Source organism: Massilia sp. Soil_C_3 (genome assembly GCF_057657035.1).
On sequence record NZ_JBDGJG010000009.1, the window covers coordinates 210126 to 235361 of the forward strand.

The following is a 25236-nucleotide window of genomic DNA, read 5'->3' on the forward strand; positions in this document are numbered from 1 at the left end:
GCGTGCTTCAGCGTCCGGCCGCCGCCATGCGCGCGAACTGGCGGCGACCGATCGCCAGCATCAGTTGCTGGATCGGATGGCGGTTGCCGCCCGGGCGCCAGGTGCGCTTGAGCTTGTTGCGGTAGGCGTCGAACTGCATGCCCCAGGGCGCCGCCAGCACGTCGCCGCGTTGCAACAGGATCTTGAGCGCCTCGGTGGCGCAAATGCCGGCGCACAGCTGGCAGGCCATGAAGGTCGATGGGCCGCGCTGCTCGGCCAGGTTGACCGATTCGGGCACCACCAGGTAGGGGCGGTGCAGGCCGGCCGGCGCCAGGCCGACCACGAAGCGGATCGCCTTCTCTTGCTCCGGCAGGTCGCCCCAGCCGAAATATTCCTCGAAGGTCATCTTGCCCGGCATGAAGTTGAGCAGGGCCGCGCCCATGCCCAGCGGCGCCCCGGTGGTGGCCGGGATGCCGCGCCGGGCGCAGGCGGCGAAGGTCTGCTGGCGCGCATCGAAGGCGAAGAAGTCGAGCGCGTCGACGTACAGGTCGACGCCGTCCAGGAAGGCGTCCAGGTTGTCCTTGTGGACGCCGTCGGGGAAGATGGCGATCTCGATCTCGGGGTTGATGTCGCGCGCCATGCGCGCCAGCACCTCGGCCTTGGGCTGGCCGACGGTCGACATCATGGCGCCGACTTGCCGGTTGAAGTTGGCGATGTCGAAGCTGTCGAAATCGGCGATGTGGAAGCGCGTGATGCCCAGGCGCGCCAGGGTCAGCAGGTGGACGCCGCCGACGCCGCCGCCGCCGGCGATGGCGACGCGCTTGCCGCGCAGCTGTTGTTGTTCGGCCAGCGTGACCCAGCCGATATTGCGCGAGAACGCCTGTTCGTAGTTGAACGGTTTATTCATTGACGGTTCAGGAAAGAAGTGGGGAACAAGGGCGCCGGCCCTCATGCCGGATGCGATTCATCCATGCGCAACAGGCGATTGATAATGCCACGCTCTTCGCGTGGGGAAAAGAAATAAGGATAGAACGAGCGCTCCTCGGTCTCGCCCTCGGCGGCGTAGCTGCCGCCGAAAAGGGCGATCTGTTCGGTGACGAAGGCCAGGTTCACGCGCAGCAGGTAGGCCGGCGCATCGACCCGCGGATTGACCTTGAGTTCGCCTTCCTTGCGAAAGCCCAGCATGCGTTCATAGAAGCGCCGATGGCGCGGATTGACCTCGATCACGATGTCGGTGCAGCCATGCATGTCGCGCGCGTAGATCACGGCCAGGTGGAACACATTGGCCAGCGCCGTCTTGGAGCGCACCGAAGGGTCGAAGGCGAACTTGGTGAACTCGCACAATTTCGCGCCGCGACCGCGGTGGGCGTCGAGTTCGTCCCTGAAGATTTCGTCGGCCATCAGGCCGACCTCGGAGTCGATGCCGATGCTGAGCGTGCCGACCACGTCGCCCTTGTCGGTGGCGGTCAGGGTGATGCGGTTGGGGTCGCTGCTGGGCTGGTGATCTCCGGTGTAGCCGCGCCAGGCATACATCCTGTTGATCAGCATACTGGCCGTGTTACGACCGTCCGAAGTATCGGTAAGCCGGATTCCGTACGAATCGTCGTCCACGATAAACATCCTCATTTAGGAGAACGTTATCTTATCGCGACATTAATAAATCCAGCGTTCGATAGGATGAGGCCGCGCACCCCCGGCGTGCACGCAGCGTGCCCTTATTGACGGGGTCGGTGACGCGACAGCGGGTTCGCCGCGGAGCCCGGCAAGGCCCCGCGGCGAACGCCCCGGTTACAGCGATTTGAGCAGCGCGCGCGCCTCGTCGGCGTGGGCGAACGGCGTGCTCGACGCCAGCAGCTTGTCGAGCTCGCGGCGTGCGCCGGCCTTGTCGCCGCTCTTGTGCAGGGCTTGCGCCAGGTGGTAGCGGATCTCCATCGAGTTCGGCGCCTGGCTGCTGGCCTTCTGCAGCAGCGGCAGGCCGCGCGCGGTGTCGCCTTGCTCCACCAGCACCCAGCCCAGGGTGTCCATCACGCCCGGGCTGTCGCCGGCCAGCTTGTAGGCCTTCTCGGCGGTCGCCAGCGCGCGCGGATCCTTCACCTGCTGGTAGGCCCAGGCCAGGTTGTTCAGCACCAGCGGATGCTCGGGGGCGCGCTTTTGCGCGTTCTCGAGCTTGGCGATGGCGCCCTTGTAATCCTTGGCCGACAGGTTGAGCTCGGCCACCAGCAGCGAGACGCGCACGTCGTCCGGCTGGGCGGCGAGCCAGGCCTGGCCGCGCGCCAGCGCTTCCTTGCTCTTGCCGCCGGCCTGCAGGGCCTGCATCACCTTGACCGTCAGTTCCGACGAGCGCGCCAGGGACAGGCCTTTTTCATAGGACTGTTCGGCCTGGGCGAATTTTCGCTGCGACATCAGCACGTCGCCTTCGATGACGTGGCCGACCGGCGCCTTGGGCGCCGCCTTCTGCAGCGCGCGCGCCACCGCCAGCGCCTCGTCCGGACGCTTGCCGCGCAGCGCCAGGTCGACCTGCATCAGGCGCGCCGGTACGAAGTCGGGCTGGAGATCGACCGCGCGCTTGAGGTGGTTGGCGGCCGCGGATTCGTTCTTCAGCGCCAATTGCACCTGGGCCAGGCGGAGCTGGGCGCCGGGCGCCTTCGGCAGCACGTTGACCAGCTTGCTGTAGGTGTCGAGCGCGCCGTTGAAGTCCTTGTTCGCGGCCTGCGACTGGCCGAGCAGTTCGAGCACGCCGGCATCGGTCGGATGCGTGGTTTGCAGCTTGCGGGCCAGCGCCAGCGCCTTGGGCGCCTGTTCGGTGGCCAGGTAGTGCGCGCCGAGCTTGAGCGAAGGCGCGATGGCGTTCGGCTGGGCCGCGCTGGCCTTCTCGTACCAGCTCGTGGCCTCGGCCGGGTTCTTTTGCAGCGTGGCCAGCTCGGCCAGCGCCGTCATGGCCTCGACGTTGTCCTTGTTCTTGTCCAGGAAGGCGGTGAAGCGGGCCTTGGCGGCGTCCGGCTTCTTGTCCTGCACGTCCAGGCGCGCCAGGTTGGTCACCGCCGGCAGGAAGCTCGGCTGCAGCGACAGCGCCTTCTCGAAGGCGGTGCGCGCCTCCGCGTTCTTGCCCTGGACCATGTAGACAGCGCCCTTGAGCTGCTGCACTTGCGGGCTGTCAGGCTGTTGCTTTTCGAGCGCATTGACGGCGGCCAGCGCCTTGTCGTAGCGCTTCATGCCCATCTCGGTTTGCACCAGGGCCATGGTGGCCTGGAGCGACTTCGGGTCGAGCGTGGCGGCCATTTCGAGGTCGCTCAGTGCGCGCGCCTGGTCGCCCTGGGCCAGGCGCGACAGGCCCAGCGAGGTGCGCACGGCGGCTGCCTCCGGCGCCAGCGTGGCGGCCTGCTGCAGGTAGTTGCTGGCCTTGTCGAAGTCGCGCACCTGCATATACGATTCGCCGGCCAGGGCCAGCAGCTGCGCATCCTGCGGCGCCTCCTTCAGGGCCGGCGCCAGGGTGGCGGCGGCATCGGCCGGCTGGGAATTCTTGAGCTGGGCCTGGGCCAGCAGCTTGCGCGCATAGACGTTGTTCGGATTGGCTTCCAGGTATTTGCGCAGATGCTGCTCGGCCTGCTGGGTGCCGCCCAGCTGCAGCTCGGAGGCGCCCGCCAGCAGGATGCTCGGATAGTGGTTGGGTGCGACCTTGAGGATCTTGGCCAGCGCATCCTTCGCCGCCGAGTGCTTGCCTTGCGAGAATTCATACAGGGCGCGGGTGTACACCACCAGCAGGCTGCCCGGCGAGTTCTTTTCCGCCGCCTCGACTTCTTTCTTCGCCGCGTCGAACTTGCCGCGCGCGATCTCGATATAGGCTTTCTCGATATGGGCGCCGCGGTGATCCGGCTTGAGCGCCAGCGTCTTGTCGTAGGCGGCCAGGGCTTCGTCCGGCTTGTTCATCGAACGCAGCATGGCGCCCTGCATGATGAAGACTTCGGGATTCTTCGGATCCTTGGCCACCGCCTGGTCGACGTAGAGGAGGGCGGCATCGCGCTGGCCGCGTACGGCGGACAGGCGTGCCAGGCCCATCAGGGCGTCGCCGGAATTGGCGTTCACGGCCAGGGCCGCCTCGTAGGCCTGCTTCGCCTCGTCGGGCTTGCCGCTGCCCAGCAGCGCATCGCCACGCAGCGACAGCAGCGCGGCCGACTTGCCGGCCTTTTCCGGTGTGATCAGTTCCAGCACCTCCTTGAACTTGCCCTGCTGCGCCAGGGTCTGGCCCAGCAGCGGCAGCACCCGCTCGTCGGCGATGCCGAGCGAACGCGCGCGGCCCAGTTCCTTCTCGGCCGAGACGTTGTCGCCGGTGGACAGCTGCAAGGTGCCCAGCGCCAGGCGCGCCTCGCCGTCTTCCGGGCTATTCGCCACGGCGTTCTTGAGCTGGATCAGGGCAGCCTTGATATCACCTTTTTGCTGGTACTCGGACGCCTCCGCCAGCAGGGTTTCGGTCGACTGGGTCCGGTTGCAGCCGGCCAGGCCGACGGTCAGGAGGGCGCCGGTCAGGATGGCGGCGGTGAGTTTGAGCTTGGTGGGATGGCGCGGCATGTGGAATTCCTCAGGCAGTGGAGACGGTCGTTTCGCCGGGTAAGCGAAATTCTCAACAACAAATCATACCTGAAGGAACCGCGCAACCAGTGTACAAACGGACACAGCTATTGCAAAACTTATCCGATGCCTGTTGCATGAATGTTGAAAAAATTGCTACGCGGGAAAATTACCCCGCGCCGCCGCCATCCGGGCCGGCATCGCGGCGCAGCCGGCCCAGCAGGGCTTCCACATTCTCGCCCACCGGCAGGCCATGGCGCCGCAACAGCTGCACGTGCAGCACCAGGTTTTCCAGCACCAGCTTGGCCGATACGGCCAGCAAGGTCAGCGTGCGGTCTTCCTCGCTGAAGCTCTCCATCGCCGCCGCCATCTCGCACAGGTGGTTGGCGACGATAGCGCGCATCTCGTCCTCGGGGAAGGGCAGGTCGGCGAAGTCGATCGGGTCTTCCCGTTCGACTTCGCGCATCAGGGCGGCGAGCTGGTCTGGCTGGATCGTCATGGATGGCTCCGTGGTGGATACGGGGCCATTCTACGGCCTGCGTATTACATATTGCGCCGATACTGCCCACCGACCTCGAACAGCGCGGTCGTGATCTGGCCCAGCGAGCACACGCGCACCGCGTCCATCAGGCGCGCGAACACGTTTTCGTTGTCGATCGCGGCCTGGCGCAGGGCGGCCAGCGCGGCGGGCGCCGCATCGGCGTTGCGGCCGTGGAAATCGTCCAGGCGCTGCAGCTGCGATTGCTTTTCGTCGTCGGTCGAGCGCGCCAGTTCGATCGTGGCCGGGGCGCCCGCGCCTTTCGGGTTGCGGAAGGTATTGACGCCGATGATCGGCAGGCTGCCGTCGTGCTTCTTGTGCTCGTACAGCATCGACTCTTCCTGGATCTTGCCGCGCTGGTAGCCGGTTTCCATCGCGCCCAGCACGCCGCCGCGTTCGGCGATGCGCTCGAACTCCTGCAGCACCTGTTCTTCGACCAGGTCGGTCAGCTCGTCCATGATGAAGGCGCCCTGGTTCGGGTTCTCGTTTTTCGCCAGGCCCCATTCGCGGTTGATGATCAGCTGGATCGCCAGCGCACGGCGCACCGATTCGTCGGTCGGCGTGGTGATCGCCTCGTCGTAGGCGTTCGTGTGCAGCGAATTGCAGTTGTCGTAGATCGCGATCAGCGCCTGCAGCGTGGTGCGGATGTCGTTGAAGTCGATCTCTTGCGCGTGCAGCGAACGGCCCGAGGTCTGGATATGGTATTTGAGCTTCTGGCTGCGATCGTTGGCGCCGTACTTGTCGCGCATGGCCACCGCCCACAGGCGGCGCGCCACGCGGCCCAGCACCGTGTATTCCGGGTCCATGCCGTTCGAGAAGAAGAACGACAGGTTCGGCGCGAAGTCGTCGATGTGCATGCCGCGCGCCAGATAGGCTTCCACAAACGTGAAGCCGTTCGACAGGGTGAAGGCCAGCTGCGAGATCGGATTCGCGCCGGCTTCGGCGATGTGGTAGCCCGAGATCGACACCGAGTAGAAGTTGCGCACGCCGTGCGTCACAAAATATTCCTGGATGTCTCCCATCACCTTGAGCGAGAACTCGGTCGAGAAGATGCAGGTGTTCTGGCCCTGGTCTTCCTTCAGGATGTCGGCCTGCACGGTGCCGCGTACGGCGGTCAGCACCCAGGCGCGGATTTCCTCGGCCTCGGCGCCGGTCGGCTGGCGCCCGTTCTTTTCGACGAACTTGTCCATCTGCTGGTCGATGGCGGTATTCATGAACATCGCCAGGATGGTCGGGGCCGGGCCGTTGATGGTCATCGAGACCGAGGTCGACGGGCTGCACAGGTCGAAGCCGTCGTACAGCACCTTCATGTCGTCCAGGGTCGCGATCGACACGCCCGAGTTGCCGACCTTGCCGTAGATGTCAGGCCGCAGCGCCGGGTCGGCGCCGTACAGTGTCACCGAATCGAAGGCGGTCGACAGGCGTTTGGCGTCCATGCCGGTCGACACCAGCTTGAAGCGCCGATTGGTGCGGAAGGCGTCGCCTTCGCCGGCGAACATGCGGGTCGGATCTTCGCCCTCGCGCTTGAAGGGGAATACTCCCGCAGTGTAGGGGAAGGAACCCGGCACGTTTTCCAGCATCAGGAAGCGCAGGATTTCGCCATGGTCCTCGAAGCGCGGCAACGCCACCTTGCGCACCGGATTGCCGGACAAGGTCGTCGAGATCAGGCGCGTGCGGATTTCCTTGTCGCGGATTTTCACCACGTGTTCTTCACCCGCGTAGGTCGCCTGCAACTGCGGCCAGGAGGCCACCAGCGCCTTGGCTTCGCCGTCCATGGCGTTGTCGCGCTGCGCGATCACGTCGTCAAAGTCGGCGTCCTTGCCCGCCGCAGCCAGCATGCGCTGCGCTTCCTGGAGCTGCTGGCGCTCGCGCGCCAGCGTCACCTGCCTGCCGACGCGGCGGTGGTAGCCGCGCACGGTGTCGGCGATTTCGGCCAGGTAGCGGCTGCGCGCGGGCGGCACGATCACGTTCTTGCCGCTCGAGTAGCGCTGCGCCGGCGCCTGCAGGCTGCCGCTTTCGAGTGTCAGTCCCAGCGCCGCCAGTTTCGGCAGCAGGCCGTGGTAGAGGGCGGTCACGCCGTCGTCGTTGAAGCGCGAGGCCTGGGTGCCGTAGACCGGCATCTGGTCCGGGTTCATCGACCACAGTTCGCGGTTGCGCTGGTATTGCTTGGCTACGTCGCGCAGCGCGTCGAGCGCGCCCTTGCGGTCGAACTTGTTGATCGCGATGAGATCGGCGAAATCGAGCATGTCGATCTTCTCGAGCTGCGAGGCGGCGCCGAATTCCGGCGTCATCACATACATCGAGGTGTCGACGTGCGGCACGATGGCGGCGTCGCCCTGGCCGATGCCTGAGGTCTCGACGATCACGAGGTCGAAGCCGGCCACCTTGCAGGCGGCGATCACGTCGGGCAGGGCCTGCGAGATCTCGGAGCCCGCTTCGCGCGTGGCCAGCGAGCGCATGAACACGCGCTGCTGGCCGTTCCACGGATTGATCGCGTTCATGCGGATGCGGTCGCCCAGCAGGGCGCCGCCCGATTTGCGGCGCGAGGGGTCGATCGAGATCACGGCAATGTTCAGGCGGTCGCCCTGGTCGAGGCGGATGCGGCGGATCAGTTCATCGGTCAGCGAGGATTTGCCGGCGCCGCCGGTGCCGGTGATGCCCAGGGTCGGCACGCGCAGCGTGTCGGCCGTGTCCAGGATCTCCTTGCGCAGGCCGGGGTCGACCCGATCGTTCTCCAGCGCCGTGATCAGCTGGGCCAGCGGACGGTGGCGCGCCGCGATCTCGCCTTCGCGCAGGGCCGCGAGCGAAGTCGGGGCGTAGGGCGACAGGTCGACGTCGCACGCTTCGAGCATCGAGCGGATCATGCCGACCAGGCCCATGCGCTGGCCGTCTTCCGGGCTGAAGATGCGCGTCACGCCATAGGCGTGCAGGTCGTCGATCTCGCTGGGGACGATCACCCCGCCGCCGCCGCCGAACACCTTGATGTGCTCGCCGCCGCGCTGGCGCAGCAGGTCGATCATGTACTTGAAGTATTCGACGTGGCCGCCCTGGTAGCTCGAGATGGCGATGCCCTGCGCGTCCTCGGCCAGCGCCGCGGTGACCACCTCGTCGACCGAGCGGTTGTGGCCGAGGTGGATCACCTCGGCGCCGTTCGACTGCAGGATGCGGCGCATGATGTTGATCGAGGCGTCGTGGCCGTCGAACAGCGAGGCGGCGGTGACGAAACGGACCTTGTTGGCCAGGCGCGGCTGTTCGGGCAGGTCGAGCTTCGCCGAGGGAGTGATGTCGTTCATGAGGGGAGGGTCCTTGAGATCGGTGAGGACGGGATGCTGGTAAGTTATATGACGTTAACGTTAACGTCAAGCTCGCGCCGAAGTAATACCGCCGCCTTCGATTCATTTCACATTGCGTATCTCTGGGGCAACATAAGGTTCCATTGCGCAAGCTGCTTGTTATACTCGACGCATAAGGGGCGCCTGGCGCCGGGAATTCATGCACGGGAAGAGACACGACAGATGCTGAAAAAAGTGGATTCTTCACAGCTCAGGGTGGGCATGTTCATCCAGGACCTGGATTGCGGCTGGATGGAGCATCCGTTCGTACGCAACCAGTTCCTGATCACCAACGAGGCCGAGATCAGCAAGATCGTCGAGGCGCGCATCCGCAACGTGGTGATCGATTGCCGCCGCGGCCTGGACGTCGGCGCGCCGACGGTCGACGAAAGCGCGGCCGCCACCGAGGCCGAGGTGACGGCGCTGGCGGAGGTGCCCACCGCCTCCGGACGTACACGGGTGCCGCTGGCCGAGGAATTGCAGCGCGCCGTCCATGTGCGGCGCCAGGCCGAGGGCCTGGTGCGCGCTGTGATGCAGGACGCGCGCCTGGGCAAGGCCGTCGAGCTGGGCCAGGTGAGCCCGGTGGTGCAGAGCATTACCGAATCGATCCTGCGCAACTCGGGCGCCTTGCCCAGCCTCCTGCAGCTCAAGAACAAGGACGACTACACCTTCCTGCACTCGGTCAGCGTGTGCGCGTTGCTGGTCGCCTTCTGCCGCTCGCGCGGAATGGACGAGGACACCATCTACCAGGCCGGCCTGGGCGGCCTGCTGCACGACACCGGCAAGGCCATGGTGCCGGACGCCATCCTCAACAAGCAGGGCCGCCTGACCGACGACGAATTCGACATCGTCAAGCGCCATCCGCGCGACGGCCACGACATCCTGGTGCGCACGGCGGGCATCGGCCTGGTGCCGCTCGACATCACGCTGCATCACCACGAGCGGCGCGACGGCAGCGGCTATCCGGACCGCCAGGTCGGGGACGGCATCAGCGAGCTGGCGCAGATGGCGGCCATCGTCGACGTGTACGACGCGATCACGTCCGACCGCTGCTACCACAAGGGCATCCCACCGGCCGAGGCGCTGCGCAAGATCTACGAGTGGAGCAAGCACCACTTCAATCCGGCGCTGACCCAGGAATTCATGCGCTGCGTCGGCATCTACCCGGTCGGCACCCTGGTGCTGCTGGAATCGGGCCGGCTGGGCGTGGTGGTCGAGCCGCACGAATCGAGCCTGCTCACGCCGAAAGTCAACGTGTTCTTCCATGCGAAGCGGCAGGTGTATATCCGCCCCGAGACGGTCGACCTGTCGCGCGCGGTGGGCTTCGGCGGCGGCGACCGGATCGTGCGCCACGAGTCGGCCGCCAAGTGGCAGGTCGAGCCGCTGCGTTTCATGCAGCTGGCCGAGGCCTAGGCCTGGTTGCAGGAATTCAGAAGAATTCGGCGGTGTCGTTAGTGGCCACGGTCTGCAGCAGCCCGCCCGCGACCAGTTCTTCGTAGTGGCACACGCGGTTGCGGCCGTGGGCCTTGGCGTAGTACAGGGCCTGGTCGGCGTGGCCCAGCGTGACCACCGGCGAATCGGCGGCGCTGACGCTGGTGAAGCCGATGCTGACGGTGACCTGGCCCACCTGCGGGAAGTCGTGGCTCTCGACGTCGGCGCGGAAGCGCTCGATGATGCGGCGCGCGTTCTCCAGGTCCGTCGAGCGCAGCAGCACCACGAATTCCTCGCCGCCGAAGCGGAACACCCGGTCCTGGGCGCGGAACGACGACTGCAGCAGGTTGGCGATCAGGATCAGCACCTCGTCGCCATACAGGTGGCCGAAGCGGTCGTTGACGCCCTTGAAGTGGTCGACGTCGACCACCGCCAGCCACTGCTTTTCTTCGCCGTTGTGATGGCGCCGCTCGGCCTGGCCGGGAACCGTGGCATCGGTCTCGGAGGCGTGCAGCATGCGCGCCAGCTGGTCGTCGAAGGTCTTGCGGTTGAGCAGGCCCGTGAGCGAGTCGCGCTCGCTGTAGTCGAGCAGGTTCTGGAAGTTGCGGTACACGCTGACGATCCCGTTGACCATGTACAGCGCCTCGGGCGTGAACGGTTCGGCGTGCACGATCTCGAGGCAGGTGTCGGCCTTGTCGCCGAACCAGATCGGCAGCCACAGGCGGCGCAAGCCGTCGGCGCCGATGCTCTCGGCGCGCGGTTCATGGCGGCGCAGGCAGGCGCCGAGTTCGGGATAGAGCGCGATCGGTTCGCCGGGGCCGCTGTCCTGCGGCTCTTCGGGGCAGGCCACGCCGCCGGCATGGATGCAGGCGCGCGAGCGCACGAAGTACTGTTCGCCGACGCTGGAGATGGTGAGCACCCGGGTGCGGGCCGCGCCCGACAACTCCTGGACCGCCGAAATAACGGAGATGTCCAGCATGGTGTGATCGCGGTGGCCGGTCATGTCCACCATGTGTCGCAGCAGGGAATCCATGTCGTCGTTATCAGACCAAGCAATAAGAGGTACCGGAAGGGACCGTTCCGCGCAGGGCGTGGCGCACAGGGCGGGCTGCGCTGGATGGGCGTCCAGCCCGCCATGATCGGCGGTGCCGCATTTTTCAGCGGTCAAGCAAAACAGCATAATACTTTTTTGTATTACCGGCAACTATTCTTAACAATTTTTATTCATGGTTTCCCGCAGCGTGACACATCGCCCTTGCGATTTTGTTTCTTATCAGAAGCTCGAATTTCTGCATGAAAAGTTGTGAATGGTCAACTTGCCGTGCGGCACTAATCGGTACAGTGAACTCACTGGCAAACGCAACACAGCAGTCGCGACGGGGCCCAGTCGCAGCCAGTATTTCCTCAACCATCATAAGGAGTTTGTCATGAGCACGATTACCTCCGCCATCAAAGCATTTTTCGCTGACGAAAACGGTGTGACGGCCATCGAGTATGGCCTGATCGCCGCCCTCATCGGCGTGGTGATGGCCGGTGTCGCCGGTCAAGTCGGCGATGAGATCAAGCAGGCCTTCGAGTACATCCGAGACCAGTTCGACACTCCAACTGCTCCGTAATCTGCCTGCCCCCCGGGACGCGGTTCGGCCCTGGGGGGCTTTTTTTTCGGCTGGTTCCGCGGGGGCTGCAGGACCTGGCCCCGGCGGGGCTTTTTTTATCTCGGGGAATCCGATCATGGCTGTCGCACTTTACCTCGATATGCTGCTGCTGCTGCTGGTCACCGCGGCGGCGCTCAAGGACCTGGAGAGCCGCCGCATCCCGAACCGGCTGCTGGCCGCCGGCATGTTCGGCGCCCTGGTCCTGCACTTGCTGTCGCCGCAACCGGTGGATGGGCTGCTCGCCTGGCTGGGCGGGGCGGCGACCGGACTGGCGGTCTTTCTTCCCTTTTACCTGGTCCGCGGCATGGCAGCCGGGGACGTCAAGATGATGGCGGCCGTGGGCGCCTTCGCCGGCCCCGGCGACGCGCTGCGCATCGCCATCCTGGCCTGGTGCGCGGGCGGCGTGATGGCGCTGGCCGTGATCGTCTTCAAGGGCCGCCTGCGCATGGTGTTGTCGAACCTGTGGGGGATCGTGCGGCCCACGTTGCTGCGGCTGCCGCGCGCGCCGATGCCCGGCAGCGCCGGCGGCCCGCCCAGCGCCGGATCGATTCCCTACGGGGTGGCGATCGCCGGCGGCGCCATCGCCTTGCTGGTCAGCCGTTATGCCGATCGTCCGCTTCTCTGAAGTCCGGTCCTTGCTGCGCCTTTATTGGCTCTTTGTCAGGTATCAAGTGCCTGTCGGGGCTGCTCGCTAGAATCAAATCAAGGTCTTAAGAAACATTTTCATGGGCAGGAGGGTTCATGATTGGAATGTTGTCGGCCACCACGGCCGCCGCCGGGCTCGATGCGCCTGCGTTCGGGACCGGGGCCAGCGCGTCGTCGAACGATGGCGACGTGACCGCCGTGCTGCCGCGCCAGCCGCGCACCGTGCGCGACACCGGGCTCGATCCGCGCCTGGTGACGGGGCTGGTGCTCAAGGTCCTGCATGCGGACGGCAAGACGCCGCTGTCCAGGCTCACCGGGCGCCTGCGGCTGTCGGTCAGCGTGGTGCGCGAAGTGTTGCAGGGCCTGGTCGCCGGCCAGCAGGCCGAAGTCGCTTATTCGGGCGATACCGATCTCGACGTGCATTACCAGCTCACCACCACCGGTGCGCGCGCCGCCGGCGAGCACCTGGCCGAGTCGCGCTATGCCGGCCCGGCGCCGGTGACGCTGGCGGCCTGGCGTAGGGTGGTGGCGCAGCAGTCGCAGCGCCAGCCGGATGCGCCGCGCGTGGCGCGCACCGAACTCGAAGCGGTGCTCGACGGCGACGGCCTGGAACCGGCCACGCGCGAACTGATCGGCGCGGCCCTGTATTCCAGCCGTCCGCTGCTGCTGTACGGCCCGTCCGGCAGCGGCAAGACCACGCTGGCGCGCAAGTTCGCGCGCCTGCGCCAGGATCCGATCGCGGTGCCGTACGCGGTGCTGGTCAACCACGAGATCGTCCAGCTGCACGACCCGGCCCTGCATCCGGCGCCGCTGCAGATGCGCGGCCTGGAAGAACGCCGCAGCTGCGACGCCCGCTGGCAATTGTCGCAGCGGCCGCTGGTGCACGTCGGCGCCGAGCTCACGCGCGACATGCTGGAACTGCGGGTGGACGCCGCCAGTGGCGTGCTGCGCGCGCCGCCCCACATCCTGGCCAATAACGGCCTGCTGGTGCTGGACGACCTGGGCCGCCAGCGGATGCCGGCCGGCGAGCTGCTGCATCGCTGGCTGGGCGCGCTGGAGGCCGGCCAGGACCACGTGACGGTGCCGCACGGTCCGAGCCACGCGCTGCCTTTCGACGTCGGCCTGGTGCTGGCCACCAGCCTGGCGCCCGAATCGGTGCTGGACGACGCCTGCCTGCGCCGCATCGGCTACCGCATCGCCGTGGGGCCGCTGTCCGAATCGAGTTACCGCGCGCTGCTGCGGCGCCAGGCGCGGCTGCGCCGCATCGAGGTCGACGAGGCGGCGTTCGACTATCTGATCGACGAACTGCACCGCCGCACGCGACGCCCATTGCTGGCCGCCTGGCCGCACGAGCTGCTGGGGCGGATCGCCGATTTCGCCGGCTTCGCCGGCCGCGCGCCGCGTTGCGACGTGGAGGGCCTGGTCCAGGCCTGGAGCAGCCTGTTCGGAGCCAGCGCCCTGCCGCCCGCGCTGCCTTGTGCATCGAATCGGGCGGCGGTGAAGCGGGAAGACAATGAAGGGGATGCGCGATGAAGAACAAACGTGCCGTGATCATGATGGCACTGGCGGTGGTGCTGGGCCTGTTGGCGGTGGCGCTGGCGGCAAGCTGGCTGCTCAATGCCCCGGGTGCGACCTCCGGTCGGATCGTCGTCGCCAGGACCGACGTCGACATCGGCCAGCGCCTGACGCCGGAGATGTTCAAGCTGGCCGACTGGCCGACCGACAGCGTGCCGAAGGGCGCCTTCACCGATCCCGCGCCGCTCGGCGGGCGGGTATTGCGCAGCAGCCTGCTCGCGGGCGAACCGATCAGCGAAGCCAAGCTGGCCCCGGCCGGCACCCTGGGCGGCCTGTCGGCCCTGATCACCGAGGGCAAGCGCGCGATCACGGTGCGCGTCAACGACGTGATCGGGGTGGCCGGCTTCACCCTGCCGGGCAACTACGTCGACATCATCGTCAGCACCGAGACCATGCCCGACCCGAACGCGAGCCGGGCGCGCGAGCAGAGCATCTCGAAGATCGTGCTGGAGCGGATCCTGGTGCTGGCGGTGGCGCAGGAAGTCAACCGCGACGAGACCAAGCCCAAGGTGGTCAATGCCGTCACGCTCGAGGTGACTCCGGCCGAGGCGGAAAAACTGGACCTGGCGCGCAGCGTGGGCACGCTGTCGCTGGCGCTGCGCAACCAGGTCGATCCGGCCGCCGCCGCCACCCTCGGCGCGACCAAGGAAAACCTGCTGCCCACGATCGCCGCCGCCGCGCCGCCGCCGGTGGTGCGGGCACCGCCGCGACCGCGCGTGCAGCAGGTGCGCGCGCCGGCCCCGCCCAAGCGCGACTGCATCAACGTCATCAACGGCCTGCACGCATCGCAGGAATGCTTCTGACCACCGACTGGATCGATCATGAAACGACGTCCCTCGATCATATTGCGCGCTTTTCTTGTCGCCGTCCTTGCAGCGGTGGCCGGCCCGGCCCTGGCCAGCGCCGCGCCCGCCACCGCCACCGCCGCCGCGCAAAAGGCGGCGGAACCGAAACCGGCGCCGAAGAAGCCGGCGCCGGCCCGCACGGCTGACGAGCCGCCCACGCGCATCACCGAAGGCTGCCGCGGCGAGGCGGCGCGGCCGGCCGCGATGGTGCTCCAGATGGGCAAGTCGACCATGCTGCGCCTGCCCGAGAAGGTGGCCCGGCGCAGCGTCGGCAACCCGGCCGTGGTGCAGGCCATGCTGGTCGCCCCCGACACCCTGTACATCGCCGGGGTCGACGTCGGCAGCACCAATATGATCGTGCAGGGCCGCAGCGGCTTGTGCAGCGTGATCGACATCACCATCGCGATGGACCCGAGTGGGCTGGAAGCCACACTCAAGGCCGCGATGCCGGAAGAGCAGGACATCCGCGTGATGGCGGCCAACGACAGCCTGATCCTGAGCGGCACCGTCAGCGACGCCACCGCCGTGCAGCGCGCTGTGGAGCTGGCCGGCGCCTACGTGCGGCGCCCGCTGCGCCAGCTCCCGGCGGCCGACAAGGATAACGAGACCGACGGCGTGATCGTGGTGGGCCGCAGTGGCGCCACCGGCGGCGGCGGCGGCGGGGCGGGCGGGGCCGGCGCCCGGGTGGTCAACCTGCTGGCGGTGAGCGCGCCGCAGCAGGTGCAGCTCGAGGTCAAGGTGGCCGAGGTCTCGCGCACCCTGCTCGAACGGCTCGAGACCGGCACCCGCTTCAGCTTCGGCTCCGGCAGCTGGACCACCACGCTGGCCACCGATTTCCTGACCGGCCTGGCGCGCGGCAGCCTGTCGGGGCTCAAGACCAACGGCAACCGCTTCGCCATCGAGGCCGACAAGCTCGATGGCCTGGTGCGCATCCTGGCCGAGCCGAACGTGCTGGCCATCAGCGGCCAGGAGGGTTCCTTCCTGGCTGGCGGCAAGTTCTACATCCCGGTGTCGCAGGACGACGACCGCGTGACGCTGGAAGAGAAGGAATTCGGGGTCGGCGTGCGCTTCACCCCGACCGTGCTGTCGGGTGGGCGCATCAACCTGAAGGTGGCGCCCGAGGTGTCCGAACTGTCGCGCGAGGGGATCGGCATCACCGCCAATGGCATCGCCGGCACCGCCATCATGCCGCTGGTGACCACGCGCCGCGCCAGCACCACGGTGCAGCTGCACGACGGCCAGAGCTTCGCGATCGGCGGCCTGGTGCGCAACAACCTGATCGCCAATATGAAGGGCTTGCCGGGCCTGGGCGAGATTCCGGTGCTGGGCGCGCTGTTTCGCAGCACCGACTACCAGCAGGACCGCACCGAGCTGGTGTTCGTGATCACGGCGCGCCTGGTCAAGCCGCTGGCGGGCGGCAGCCACGTGCTGCCCACCGACGGCCATGTCGTGCCGTCGCGCGCCGGCCTGATGCTGGGCGGGCGGCTGGAAGGAGAGTCGCCCGCCGCCGCAGCGCCGGCCGGCGCTCGGGCCACGTCACCGGCCACGCCACCGGCCGCAGGGCAGACCGCGGGCGCGGATACCGCCAGCTTCGAACTGACGCCGGCGGCTTCGAACTGATATAGGGGAATGCGATGCGAACCACATTCACACGATGGGCGGCGCTGGCGCTGCTCGCCTGCGGCGCGCCGGGATGCGTCTCGACCACGCCGGACTGGGATGCGCGCTTCGGCGCGGCCACCCGCAGCAACCTGGCGGCCCAGGTGATCGATCCGAGCGGCGCCGCCAGCGGCAATCCCTCCCTGGGCCTCGATGGCCGCGCCGCGCGCGCCGCCATCGACAACTACCAGCGCTCGTTCGCCCGGCCGGAAACCGGCCAGCCGGCGGCGATGGTGGACCAGTGATGGACGCGCGCGGAGCAGAAGTCCTCCGTCCGGGGCTGCCATGAGAGCGCTCCTGATCAGCCGCGACAGCCACTTGTACGCGGAACTGGCCTCGCAGGGCGCGGCGCGGGTGCCGCCCCTGCACCTGGCCGCCACCCGCGCCAGCCTGCGCGAGGCGCTCGACCGCCTCGAACCCGACGCCCCGCAACTGGTGATCGTCGACGCCAGCGGGCTGCAACCGTCCGAATCGGGCCTGCTCGAGCGCCTGGGCCGCCAGTACCCGGGTTCGCAGCTGATGCTGCTGACTAACCAGCACCAGCCCGACCTGTTGATCACGGCGATGCGCGCCGGCGTGCGCGAGCTGCTGCAACTGCCGCTGGTGCACCGCGCCTTCCACGAGGCGATGGACCGGATCGCCACCGCCGCCGGCGTGTCGAGCCTGCGCGAAGGCAAGGTGCTGGCCTTCATCGCCTGCAAGGGCGGCAGCGGCGCCACCTTCATCTCGGCCAACTTCGGCTACGCGCTGGCCACGCTGGCGGGCAAGAAGGTCTTGCTCATCGACCTGCACGGCCAGTTCGGCGACGCCGCCCTGTACGTGTCGGACCAGAAGCCGGCCATGACGATGTCGGACGTATGCGCCCAGATCGCGCGCGTGGACGGGCCCTTCCTCGAATCGTGCCTGGTGCACGTCACGCCGGGTTTCGGCGTGCTGGCCGCGGCCGACGATCCTGGCCACGCGAAAGAGGCCAGGCCGGAACACATCGACACCATCCTGCGCGTGGCGCGCCAGAACTACGACTACGTGCTGCTCGACGTCGGGCGCCAGATCGACGCGGTGTCGCTGCGCGCGCTGGACGTCACCGACACCATCTATCCGGTGCTGCAGCTGGCGCTGCCCGACATCCGCGACGCGCGGCGCCTGCTCGACATCTTCCGTTCGCTGGGCTACGTGCTGGACAACATCCGCCTGATCGTCAACCGCTACGAGAAGGGCGGCAAGCTGCGCCTGCAAGACCTGCATGCGGCGCTCGGCTGCGAGGTGGTGCACACCTTCCCCAACGACTACGTCGCGGTGACCGATTCGGTGAACCAGGGCGTGCCGGTGCTGCAGCTGTCGCGCTCGAGCTTTGCCGCGCGCAGCCTGGCCGAGATGGTCGAGCTGGTGACCGCGCACCGGGTCCAGGAAAGCCGCGGCCTGCTGGATCGCCTGTTCGGGCGCCAGGACGCGGATTACTGATCCATTACCGATCCATTACCGAGCCAGCCACGAAAGACGCCCATGTCCCTTCGCGAACGACTTGCCTTGTCCGGCCAGGAGCGCATCACCGGCGGTGGCGCCGAGCTGCAGGATGCGCCCAACCAGGCCTACCAGGAACTCAAGAAGCTGATGCACCAGATGATCCTCGACCGGATCGACCTGGAGCGCCTGAAGCGACTGACCGCCGAGCAGTTCAAGCACGAGCTGGCGCTGCTGGTGCAGCGCATCATCGAGGACGAGCGCATCGTCCTGAACCAGCACGAGCGGCACCACCTGGTGCTCGACATCCAGCACGAGATGCTGGGCTTCGGCCCGCTCGAGCCGCTGCTGTCCGACCCTTCGATCTCGGACATCCTGGTCAATACCGCGAATAAAGTCTATGTCGAGCGCCGCGGCCGGCTGGAGCTGACCGAGATCACCTTCCACGACAACGCCCACCTGATGAAGATCATTGAAAAGATCGTCTCGCGCGTGGGCCGCCGGGTGGACGAGTCGAGCCCGATGGTCGACGCCAGGCTGCCGGACGGCTCGCGGGTGAACGCGATCATTCCGCCGCTGGCGGTGGACGGGCCGATCCTGTCGATCCGCCGCTTCGGCGGCAGCCCGCTGACGGTGCAGAACCTGCTCGACTATAAAAGCGTGACCACGCCCATGATCCGGGTGCTGGAAGGGCTGGGCACGGCCAAGGTCAACATCCTGATCTCGGGCGGCACCGGCAGCGGCAAGACCACCTTGCTCAACCTGATCTCGGGCTTCATTCCGGCCAACGAACGGGTGGTGACGATCGAGGACGCGGCCGAGCTGCAGCTGCGCCAGCCGCACGTGGTGCGCCTGGAGACGCGACCCGCCAACATCGAGGGCAAGGGCGAGGTGCCGCAGCGCGCGCTGGTGCGCAACGCGCTGCGGATGCGGCCCGACCGCATCATCCTGGGCGAGGTGCGCGGCCCGGAAGCGCTCGACATGCTGCAGGCGATGAACACCGGCCACGAAGGGTCGCTGGCTACCATCCACTCGAACACCCCGCGCGACGCGCTGTCGCGTCTGGAGAACATGGTCAGCATGGCGGCGGTGAACCTGACGCCGCGCGCGATCCGCCAGCAGATCGTGTCGGCGGTGACGGTGGTGGTGCAGGTCTCGCGCCTGACCGACGGCACGCGCAAGCTGGTCAGCCTGCAGGAAATCACCGGCATGGAAGGCGAGATCATCTCGATGCAGGAGATCTTCCGCTTCGAGCAGAGCGGGGTCGACGTCGACGGCAAGGTGCTGGGTCACTTCAGCGCCACCGGCGTGCGCCCGCGCTTCGCCGACCGCCTCAAGCTGTTCGGGGTCCCGGTGTCGGACGATTCCTTCGATCCCGACCGCAGGTTTGACTGAAAACTTAGTGACTGAACTGAGCGACTGAGGACGCATATGGACGGCTTGTTCTATGGCTTCGTGGTGCTGGTGTTCGCGGCCGTGATCCTGGCGGTCGAGGGCTTCTATCTGTGGTGGATGAGCACCCATGGCGCGGCGGCGCGCCGCATCGCGCGCCGCCTGCAGATCATGTCCGGCGGCGTGAGCGGCCGCAGCGGCGAACGGATTTCGATCCTCAAGCAGCGCCGCTACAGCCGCTTCCCGGCGCTGGACCGCCTGCTGCATCGCTTCAAGCCGGCGCAGCGCATCGATGCGCTGCTGGTGCAGGCCGGCGCCACCTGGTCGGTCGGCCAGTTCCTCGCCGGCTCGCTGGCTTGCCTGGTAGCGGCCCTGGTGCTCACCTCCGATGCCTTCAGCGCCTTCACCGTGCCGCTGCCGGCGCGCCTCTTGGCCTGCGTCGGCGGCCTGGTCCTGCCATGGTGGCTGCTGCGCCGCATGCGCATGCGGCGCCTGGTGCGCATCGAGCACCAGCTGCCCGAGGCGGCCGACTTTATCGCGCGCGCGCTGCGCGCCGGCCACTCGTTCACCAATGTGCTGCAAATCGTCGGCAACGAACTGCCCGAGCCGCTGGCCGGCGAATTCCGCATCACGCGCGAGGAAATCAACTACGGCGTGCCGATGAACGAGGCCCTGCACGGCCTGGCCGAACGCATCCCGCTGACCGACCTGCGCTACCTGATCATCGCGGTGCTGATCCAGCGCGAATCGGGCGGCAACCTGGCTGAAATCCTCGGCAACATCAGCCAGATCATCCGCGCCCGCCTGAAGCTGGTGGCGCACGTGCGCGTGCTGTCGGCCGAGGGCCGCATGTCGGCCTGGATCCTGGGCCTGTTGCCGTTCGGCGTGATGGGCGTGATGCTGGTCAGCAGCCCGGACTACGTGCGCATGCTGTGGACCGATCCGTCCGGGGTGCGCCTCCTGTGGTACGGCCTGGGCATGATCGTGTTCGGCGTGCTGTGGCTGCGCAAGACCATCCGCATCCGCGTGTGAGGCTTCCATGACTTCTTCCCAATTGGTTTTCCTGCTGATCGTCTTCGCCGTCGTCTGCCTGCTGGCCTGGGTCGCGCTGGTGCTGTTCGCGCCGCTGGCCCTGCGCGAGCGCCTGCGCCGCTTCCTCGGTCCGCGCGCCGGACAAGACGCAGGCGTGCGCTGGATCGAGCGCGTCGCCAGCGTCGCCCGTCCCCTCACCAGGCTGTCGATCCCCGAGGAAGGGTGGGAAAAATCGACCTTGCGTACCCGCTTCATGAACGCCGGCTGGCGCCACCAGTCGGCGCCGACGCTGTACTTCGCATCCAAGACCGCGCTGGCGCTGCTGGTGCCGGCCGTGTGCGCGCCATTCCTGGTGCTGTATGGCTCGTCCCTGAGCGGCAGCAAGGTGCTGGGCATCCTGCTGCTGGGCGCCGCCTTCGGCTACTACGCGCCGAACGTGGTGCTCGAGCGCCTGGTGCAGCGGCGCCGGCGGGAGATCTTCGAGACCATCCCCGACGCGCTCGACCTCTTGACCGTCTGCGTCGAGGCCGGCCTGAGCCTGGAGCGGGCGCTGGTCAAGGTGGCGGCCGAAATCCACATCAAGAGCGTGGTGCTGTCGCAGGAGCTGCAACTGGTGCTGATGGAGATGCGCGCGGGCTTTTCCAAGGAAAAGGCGCTGCGCAACTTCGCGCTGCGCTCGGGCGTAGACGATGTCGACACCCTGGTGGCGATGCTGATCCAGTCCGAGCGCTTCGGCACCAGCGTCGGCGACTCGCTGCGCGTGCATGCCGAGAACCTGCGCCACAAGCGGCGCGTGATGGCCGAGGAAACCGCCGCCAAGATCGGCCTCAAGCTGCTGTTCCCGCTGATCTTCTGCATTTTCCCGACGTTGCTGATGGTCCTGCTCGGACCGGCCGCAATCCAGATCTCGCGCACCCTGGGTTCCATGCCCTTCGCGCGCTGAAAGGAGTGACCCCATGCGACGCACCCTCGAGATGACCCGCCTGGCGCTGCTGTGCGCCGGCCTGATGGCCTGCTCGCCGTTCGGTTGGCGCGCCGCCTTCGATACCGGCGCGCAGGCCGAGGACATCTATCGCACCGGGCGCGCCCAGCACCTGGCGCAACAGCCGGACGCCGCCCGCGCCACCTACGAGGCCGTGCTGCGGCTGGAGCCCGGCCATCCCGGCGCGCGCAACGGCCTGGCGACCCTGCACGCCGAGGGGCGCGAACTGGAACGGGCGACTGCCATCTGGCGCGAGCTGACCGCGTCGATCGGCCTGGATGCGGGACCGGGGAAGGCTTACCTGTTCGCCAACCTGGGGCAGGCTTACCTGCTCAATGGCGAACATCAGGAAGCGCGAGGCGCGCTGGAACGTGCCTGCCTGCTCGACCCGCTCAATCCGCGCGCCTGGCAGCTGCTGGGCGACGCCCTGGCGGCATCGGGACAGTCCGAGCGCGCCGCGCAGATGCACCGGCAGGCGGCGGCGCTACGCCAGCACGACCTGCGCGCGGACTTTGCCGCCGCTGGCGGCAAGACCGAGGTGGCGCCGCTCGGTCAGGCCCTGGCCGCACCAAAGCCGCAGGCCCACCCTGACTGGTCCCAGTCCTATATCCACGTCGGCGTGGACGGCATGATGGAGTTGCGGCGGGTGGAAGGAGCGCGCGTGGCACGCGAGGCTCCGGCTTCGGCTGCGGTCGCGCGCCTGGAAATCCGCAACGGCAATGGCGTGACCGGCATGGCGCGCGCGCTGTCGAACCGCATCGACGAACCGGGGATCCGGGTGACGCGCCTGTCGAACGAGCCGGGCTTCGCGGTGTCGCACACCCGCATCGAATACGAGGCATCCCATGCCGACGCTGCGCGCAGGCTGGCGCAGCGCCTGGGCAGCACCCAGCTGCGCGAAGTCGACCACGGTGCGCCCGTCAACCTGCGGCTGGTGCTGGGCCGCGATCTGGCGCGCCACGGCACGGCCCTGAGGCTGGCGCCGCCCGTGCCGGCTCAGGACGGGCAGCGGCTGGCTTACCGGTAGCGTTCCAGCCACCAGCCGTATTGCGGCGGCAGAATGGCGAACGGGTTCTCGACGCCCAGCTCCTTGGCCGCGCGGAAAGCGTAGTGCGGATCGGCCAGGTGCTCGCGGCCGATCATCACCAGGTCGATCTGCTCCCCGGCCACCGCCTGGTTGGCCACCTGCGGGTCGCCGATATACCAGGACGATGCCACCGGCAGGCCGGCCTCGTTCCTCACGCGCCTGGCGACCGGCGCCAGGAAGCCCGGACCCCAAGGGATCTTGACGTCGGGGACGGTGAAGTTGACGCTCACGTTCAACATGTCCAGGCCGGCCTCGCGCATGCGGCGGGTCAGCTCGATCGACTCCGCCAGCGTCTCTTCGTCGCGGCCGTCGTACTCGATCACGCCCATGCGCGCGGTCAGAGGCAGGTGCTGCGGCCATACTTCACGCACCGCGGCCAGGGTCTCGAGCAGGAAGCGTCCGCGGCCATCGAGGTCGCCGCCGTACTGGTCGTCGCGGCGGTTCGAATGCGGCGACAGGAAGGATTGCGCCAGATAGCCGTGGGCGAAGTGCAGCTCCAGCCATTCGAAGCCGGCGGCCAGGGCGCGCCGCGCGGCGTCGACGAAGCCCTGGCGCACGCGCGCGATGTCGTCCAGGGTCATCTCTTGCGGCACTTTCGACAGGTCGCCGCCGAAGGCGAGGGCGGACGGGGCGATGGTTTGCCAGCCGTCCGGCGCGTCGTTCGGGATGTGTGCGTTGCCGTCCCACGGACGGTTTGCGCTCGCCTTGCGGCCGGCGTGGCCGATCTGGATGCCGGCCACCGCGCCGGCGGCCTTGATCCCGGCGGCGATGGCGGCCATGCCGGCCACCTGCTCGTCGTTCCACAGGCCGGTGCAGCCCGGAGTGATGCGGCCTTCCGGCGTGACGGCCGTGGCTTCGACGATCACGAGGCCGGCGCCGCCGCGCGCGATCGAGGCGTAGTGGGAGAGGTGCCAGTCATTGGTGACGCCGTCGACTGCGCTGTATTGGCACATCGGCGGCACCGCGATGCGGTTGCGCAGGGTGACGGATTTGAGGGTGAAGGGCGTGAATAATGCGGTCATTGGTGCTTTCCAGGTGATGCTTCGACACGCAATGACGCGCCGCACGGCAAATGGCCGCCCGGGTCTATGGTCGCTGTGGGAAGAAGATCGGGGATTATCGAATCGGTCCTGGCATGCACCCTGTGTCAGGGTTGCGTGCCTGGCCGTATTCTCGCACCGATGCGGATTGTTTGCAGGCGGCGGTCGAAAAGTCGGCCGCCCGGCCAGGCCGTCAGGGCGCGGCCTTGCGATACACGCGCACGTAGTCGACCAGCATCTTGCGCGGGAACGGGGTGGTCGCATCCGGATAGCCCGGCCAGTAGCCGCCCACGGCCAGGTTCAGCAGCACGAAGAAGGGATGCTCGAATACCCATTCTCCCTTGACCGTTTCGGGCGTGGCGGTGTGGTAGTGGATGCCGTCGCGGTACCAGCGGATTTCTTTCGGCTCCCATTCGACGGCGAACACGTGGAAGTCGTCGCCGTATTCCGCGCCCGTGAGTGCGCTGGCGCGGCTGTTGGCGTGCTCGCCCGAGTAGCCCGGACCGTGCAGGGTGCCGTAGGCATTGGCCGGCTCCTTGCCGATGATTTCCATGATGTCGATCTCGCCGCTCTTCGGCCAGCCGACCTGGCCGATATTCGCCCCCAGCATCCAGAACGCGGGCCAGATGCCCTGGCCCTTCGGCACCTTGATGCGCGCCTCGTAGCGGCCGTACTGCGTTTCCTTCAGCCCGGCCGTCTTGAGCCGCGCCGAGGTGTAGTCCTTGCCTTCATGGCCTTCCTTGCGCGCCTCGATCACCAGGTGGCCGTCTTCCACGCGCACATTCTCGGGCCGGTCGGTATAGAACTGCATCTCGTTGTTGCCCCAGCCATGGCCACCGGTCTCGGGGAGCCATTTGCTGCGGTCCAGCGCCGCGCCGTCGAACTCATCGCTCCATTCGAGGGTCCAGCCGGGCAGGCCGCTGTTGGCGGCTGCGGTGGTGGCGGATTGCGTGGCGCAGCCAGCGCTGGCGGCCAGCGCGAGCAGCGCGGCGAGTCGGGTCAAAGTCTTCATGCGTCTCCTTGATTCGGCCGTCATCGCGCCGCGGGCGTCGCCGCGCGCTGCTGCCTGACATGCTTCATGATGTTGAGGAAGGTGTCGGTCCAGTATTCCTGGCGATGCGCGGCGAGGAAGCGGACCAGCTCCTCGTGCGCCTGCGTCGATACGCTCAGGTGGTCGCCGCCGATGCCGTGGAAGGTGAACGCGATCATGGTGCCGCGTTCCCCTGCCTGCTTCACCAGCGCAATCAGTTCGGCGCCGCTCGCGCCGACCGGCGCGACCGAAGCCACCCGGTAGGGATCGACCGCCGCCATCGAGGCCGGCACGCCGGGGCCGGCGCCTGCCTTGATCGCCACGAAGCTCGCGTGCAGCGCCGGCAGGTAGTCGCCGCCGAGGGCCTTCACGTCGAAGCAGGGCGCGGTATAGGTGCGCTCGCGGCGGCCGTCGATCGCAGTGAGCATCGTGTTGGCGAGCAGGACCTGGTCTTGCATCTGTTCGCGCGTGGTGGTGTCCAGGTTGCGGTGCGGAGCGACCCAGGCACGGTCCGGTCCCGCGCCGGAACACTGGTGGAACAGGCTGTGGTTGCCCAGCTCATGGCCGCCCCTGGCCGCGGCGCGCCAGTCTTCCATGCGCCTGGCCACCGGCTCGCTGGACAGCTGCAGGAAGAACGTGCCCTTGATGCGATGGCGGTTGAGCGCCGGGATGGCGTTGTCGAGCTGGGAATCCAGGGCGTCGTCATAGGCCAGGCTGACCGCCGCCCGCGCGCCGCCGGGCCAGGCAAAGGCGGGACCCTGCGCATGCGCCGGACTCGCTCCGACGAAGGTAACACCGGCCATGAGCAAGGCGGTCCGGGTGATGAGGCGGGCAAAAGGTCGAGCAATAGCGCAGGCAATTAAGTGGTGCATCCATGCTCCATTTTGGAAACGTTACCACAACGTCAACCGACTATAGCATCGCCGAAAAACAGGTGTCAACGAGGGAAACGACAGGGTGCACGGTTTTTCCATAACCGGCGCTTAT

At 67.5% G+C, this 25236-nt stretch carries 21 protein-coding genes; 12 read left to right on the forward strand and 9 right to left on the reverse strand.

What is annotated here, in order from left to right; translation table 11 throughout:
- Positions 1 to 7 precede the first annotated feature (7 nt).
- The 5 genes from AC3A6F_RS19790 to icmF all read right to left on the reverse strand — a co-directional run bounded on the left by AC3A6F_RS19790 (position 8) and on the right by icmF (position 8376).
- Complete coding sequence (locus tag AC3A6F_RS19790) at positions 8 to 886, reverse strand: ThiF family adenylyltransferase (protein WP_487683869.1); 879 nt, start codon at positions 884 to 886, stop codon at positions 8 to 10.
- 41 nt (positions 887 to 927) lie between these two features.
- Positions 928 to 1527: a GNAT family N-acetyltransferase gene (locus tag AC3A6F_RS19795; RefSeq protein ID WP_487683871.1), complete on the reverse strand. Its 600-nt coding sequence runs from the start codon at positions 1525 to 1527 to the stop codon at positions 928 to 930.
- Positions 1528 to 1767: 240 nt separating this feature from the next.
- On the reverse strand, positions 1768 to 4545 hold the full coding sequence (prsT, locus tag AC3A6F_RS19800) for an XrtA/PEP-CTERM system TPR-repeat protein PrsT (protein ID WP_487683875.1): 2778 nt from the start codon (positions 4543 to 4545) through the stop codon (positions 1768 to 1770).
- Positions 4546 to 4714: 169 nt separating this feature from the next.
- Positions 4715 to 5044, reverse strand: a complete 330-nt coding sequence (locus AC3A6F_RS19805; RefSeq protein WP_487683878.1) for a hypothetical protein — start codon at positions 5042 to 5044, stop codon at positions 4715 to 4717.
- 44 nt (positions 5045 to 5088) lie between these two features.
- Positions 5089 to 8376, reverse strand: coding sequence for a fused isobutyryl-CoA mutase/GTPase IcmF (gene icmF / locus AC3A6F_RS19810; RefSeq protein WP_487683881.1), 3288 nt, complete (start codon positions 8374 to 8376; stop codon positions 5089 to 5091).
- A 222-nt stretch (positions 8377 to 8598) separates the two neighbouring features.
- On the opposite strand from icmF, the gene AC3A6F_RS19815 reads away from it, so the two are divergent.
- Positions 8599 to 9828 carry an HD-GYP domain-containing protein gene (locus tag AC3A6F_RS19815; RefSeq protein ID WP_487683884.1) on the forward strand — a complete coding sequence of 410 codons (1230 nt, stop codon included), beginning with the start codon at positions 8599 to 8601 and terminating at the stop codon, positions 9826 to 9828.
- A gap of 16 nt (positions 9829 to 9844) precedes the next feature.
- Here the strand turns inward: AC3A6F_RS19815 and AC3A6F_RS19820 are convergent, their stop codons facing one another.
- Positions 9845 to 10879, reverse strand: coding sequence for a GGDEF domain-containing protein (locus tag AC3A6F_RS19820; RefSeq protein ID WP_487683887.1), 1035 nt, complete (start codon positions 10877 to 10879; stop codon positions 9845 to 9847).
- Between the two features lie 394 nt (positions 10880 to 11273).
- Here AC3A6F_RS19820 and AC3A6F_RS19825 point away from each other — a divergent pair, with 394 nt between their 5' ends.
- The 11 genes from AC3A6F_RS19825 (at position 11274) to AC3A6F_RS19875 (ending at position 22119) form a co-directional block, all read left to right on the forward strand.
- Positions 11274 to 11462, forward strand: coding sequence for a Flp family type IVb pilin (locus AC3A6F_RS19825; protein WP_109345586.1), 189 nt, complete (start codon positions 11274 to 11276; stop codon positions 11460 to 11462).
- Positions 11463 to 11577: 115 nt separating this feature from the next.
- Positions 11578 to 12126, forward strand: a complete 549-nt coding sequence (locus AC3A6F_RS19830) for an A24 family peptidase (protein ID WP_487683890.1) — start codon at positions 11578 to 11580, stop codon at positions 12124 to 12126.
- A gap of 116 nt (positions 12127 to 12242) precedes the next feature.
- The gene (locus AC3A6F_RS19835; RefSeq protein WP_487683893.1) at positions 12243 to 13679 is read left to right on the forward strand and encodes an ATP-binding protein; all 1437 of its coding nucleotides are present in this window, start codon (positions 12243 to 12245) and stop codon (positions 13677 to 13679) included.
- Complete coding sequence (gene cpaB / locus AC3A6F_RS19840; protein WP_487683896.1) at positions 13676 to 14524, forward strand: Flp pilus assembly protein CpaB; 849 nt, start codon at positions 13676 to 13678, stop codon at positions 14522 to 14524. Before AC3A6F_RS19835 ends, cpaB begins: the two co-directional genes overlap by 4 nt.
- Positions 14525 to 14542: 18 nt before the next feature.
- Positions 14543 to 16186 (forward strand): type II and III secretion system protein family protein, encoded by a 1644-nt coding sequence (locus AC3A6F_RS19845; RefSeq protein WP_487683898.1) that lies wholly within the window; start codon positions 14543 to 14545, stop codon positions 16184 to 16186.
- A gap of 14 nt (positions 16187 to 16200) precedes the next feature.
- On the forward strand, positions 16201 to 16470 hold the full coding sequence (locus tag AC3A6F_RS19850) for a hypothetical protein (protein WP_487683901.1): 270 nt from the start codon (positions 16201 to 16203) through the stop codon (positions 16468 to 16470).
- A 40-nt stretch (positions 16471 to 16510) separates the two neighbouring features.
- Complete coding sequence (locus AC3A6F_RS19855; protein WP_487683904.1) at positions 16511 to 17686, forward strand: CpaE/TadZ family protein; 1176 nt, start codon at positions 16511 to 16513, stop codon at positions 17684 to 17686.
- Positions 17687 to 17728: 42 nt separating this feature from the next.
- The gene (locus tag AC3A6F_RS19860; RefSeq protein ID WP_487683907.1) at positions 17729 to 19081 is read left to right on the forward strand and encodes a TadA family conjugal transfer-associated ATPase; all 1353 of its coding nucleotides are present in this window, start codon (positions 17729 to 17731) and stop codon (positions 19079 to 19081) included.
- A 36-nt stretch (positions 19082 to 19117) separates the two neighbouring features.
- The gene (locus AC3A6F_RS19865; protein ID WP_487683910.1) at positions 19118 to 20110 is read left to right on the forward strand and encodes a type II secretion system F family protein; all 993 of its coding nucleotides are present in this window, start codon (positions 19118 to 19120) and stop codon (positions 20108 to 20110) included.
- Positions 20111 to 20117: 7 nt separating this feature from the next.
- On the forward strand, positions 20118 to 21053 hold the full coding sequence (locus AC3A6F_RS19870) for a type II secretion system F family protein (RefSeq protein WP_487683913.1): 936 nt from the start codon (positions 20118 to 20120) through the stop codon (positions 21051 to 21053).
- A 13-nt stretch (positions 21054 to 21066) separates the two neighbouring features.
- A complete protein-coding gene (locus tag AC3A6F_RS19875; protein WP_487683915.1) occupies positions 21067 to 22119 on the forward strand; it encodes a LytR C-terminal domain-containing protein in 1053 nt (350 codons plus the stop codon).
- On the opposite strand, the gene AC3A6F_RS19880 is transcribed toward AC3A6F_RS19875, so the two are convergent.
- The 3 genes from AC3A6F_RS19880 to AC3A6F_RS19890 all read right to left on the reverse strand — a co-directional run bounded on the left by AC3A6F_RS19880 (position 22110) and on the right by AC3A6F_RS19890 (position 25052).
- Positions 22110 to 23201, reverse strand: a complete 1092-nt coding sequence (locus AC3A6F_RS19880) for an NADH:flavin oxidoreductase/NADH oxidase (RefSeq protein ID WP_487683918.1) — start codon at positions 23199 to 23201, stop codon at positions 22110 to 22112. The genes AC3A6F_RS19875 and AC3A6F_RS19880 overlap by 10 nt on opposite strands.
- Positions 23202 to 23412: 211 nt before the next feature.
- Positions 23413 to 24231: a glycoside hydrolase family 16 protein gene (locus AC3A6F_RS19885; RefSeq protein WP_487683921.1), complete on the reverse strand. Its 819-nt coding sequence runs from the start codon at positions 24229 to 24231 to the stop codon at positions 23413 to 23415.
- Between the two features lie 20 nt (positions 24232 to 24251).
- On the reverse strand, positions 24252 to 25052 hold the full coding sequence (locus AC3A6F_RS19890) for a polysaccharide deacetylase family protein (RefSeq protein WP_487683925.1): 801 nt from the start codon (positions 25050 to 25052) through the stop codon (positions 24252 to 24254).
- Positions 25053 to 25236 lie beyond the last annotated feature (184 nt).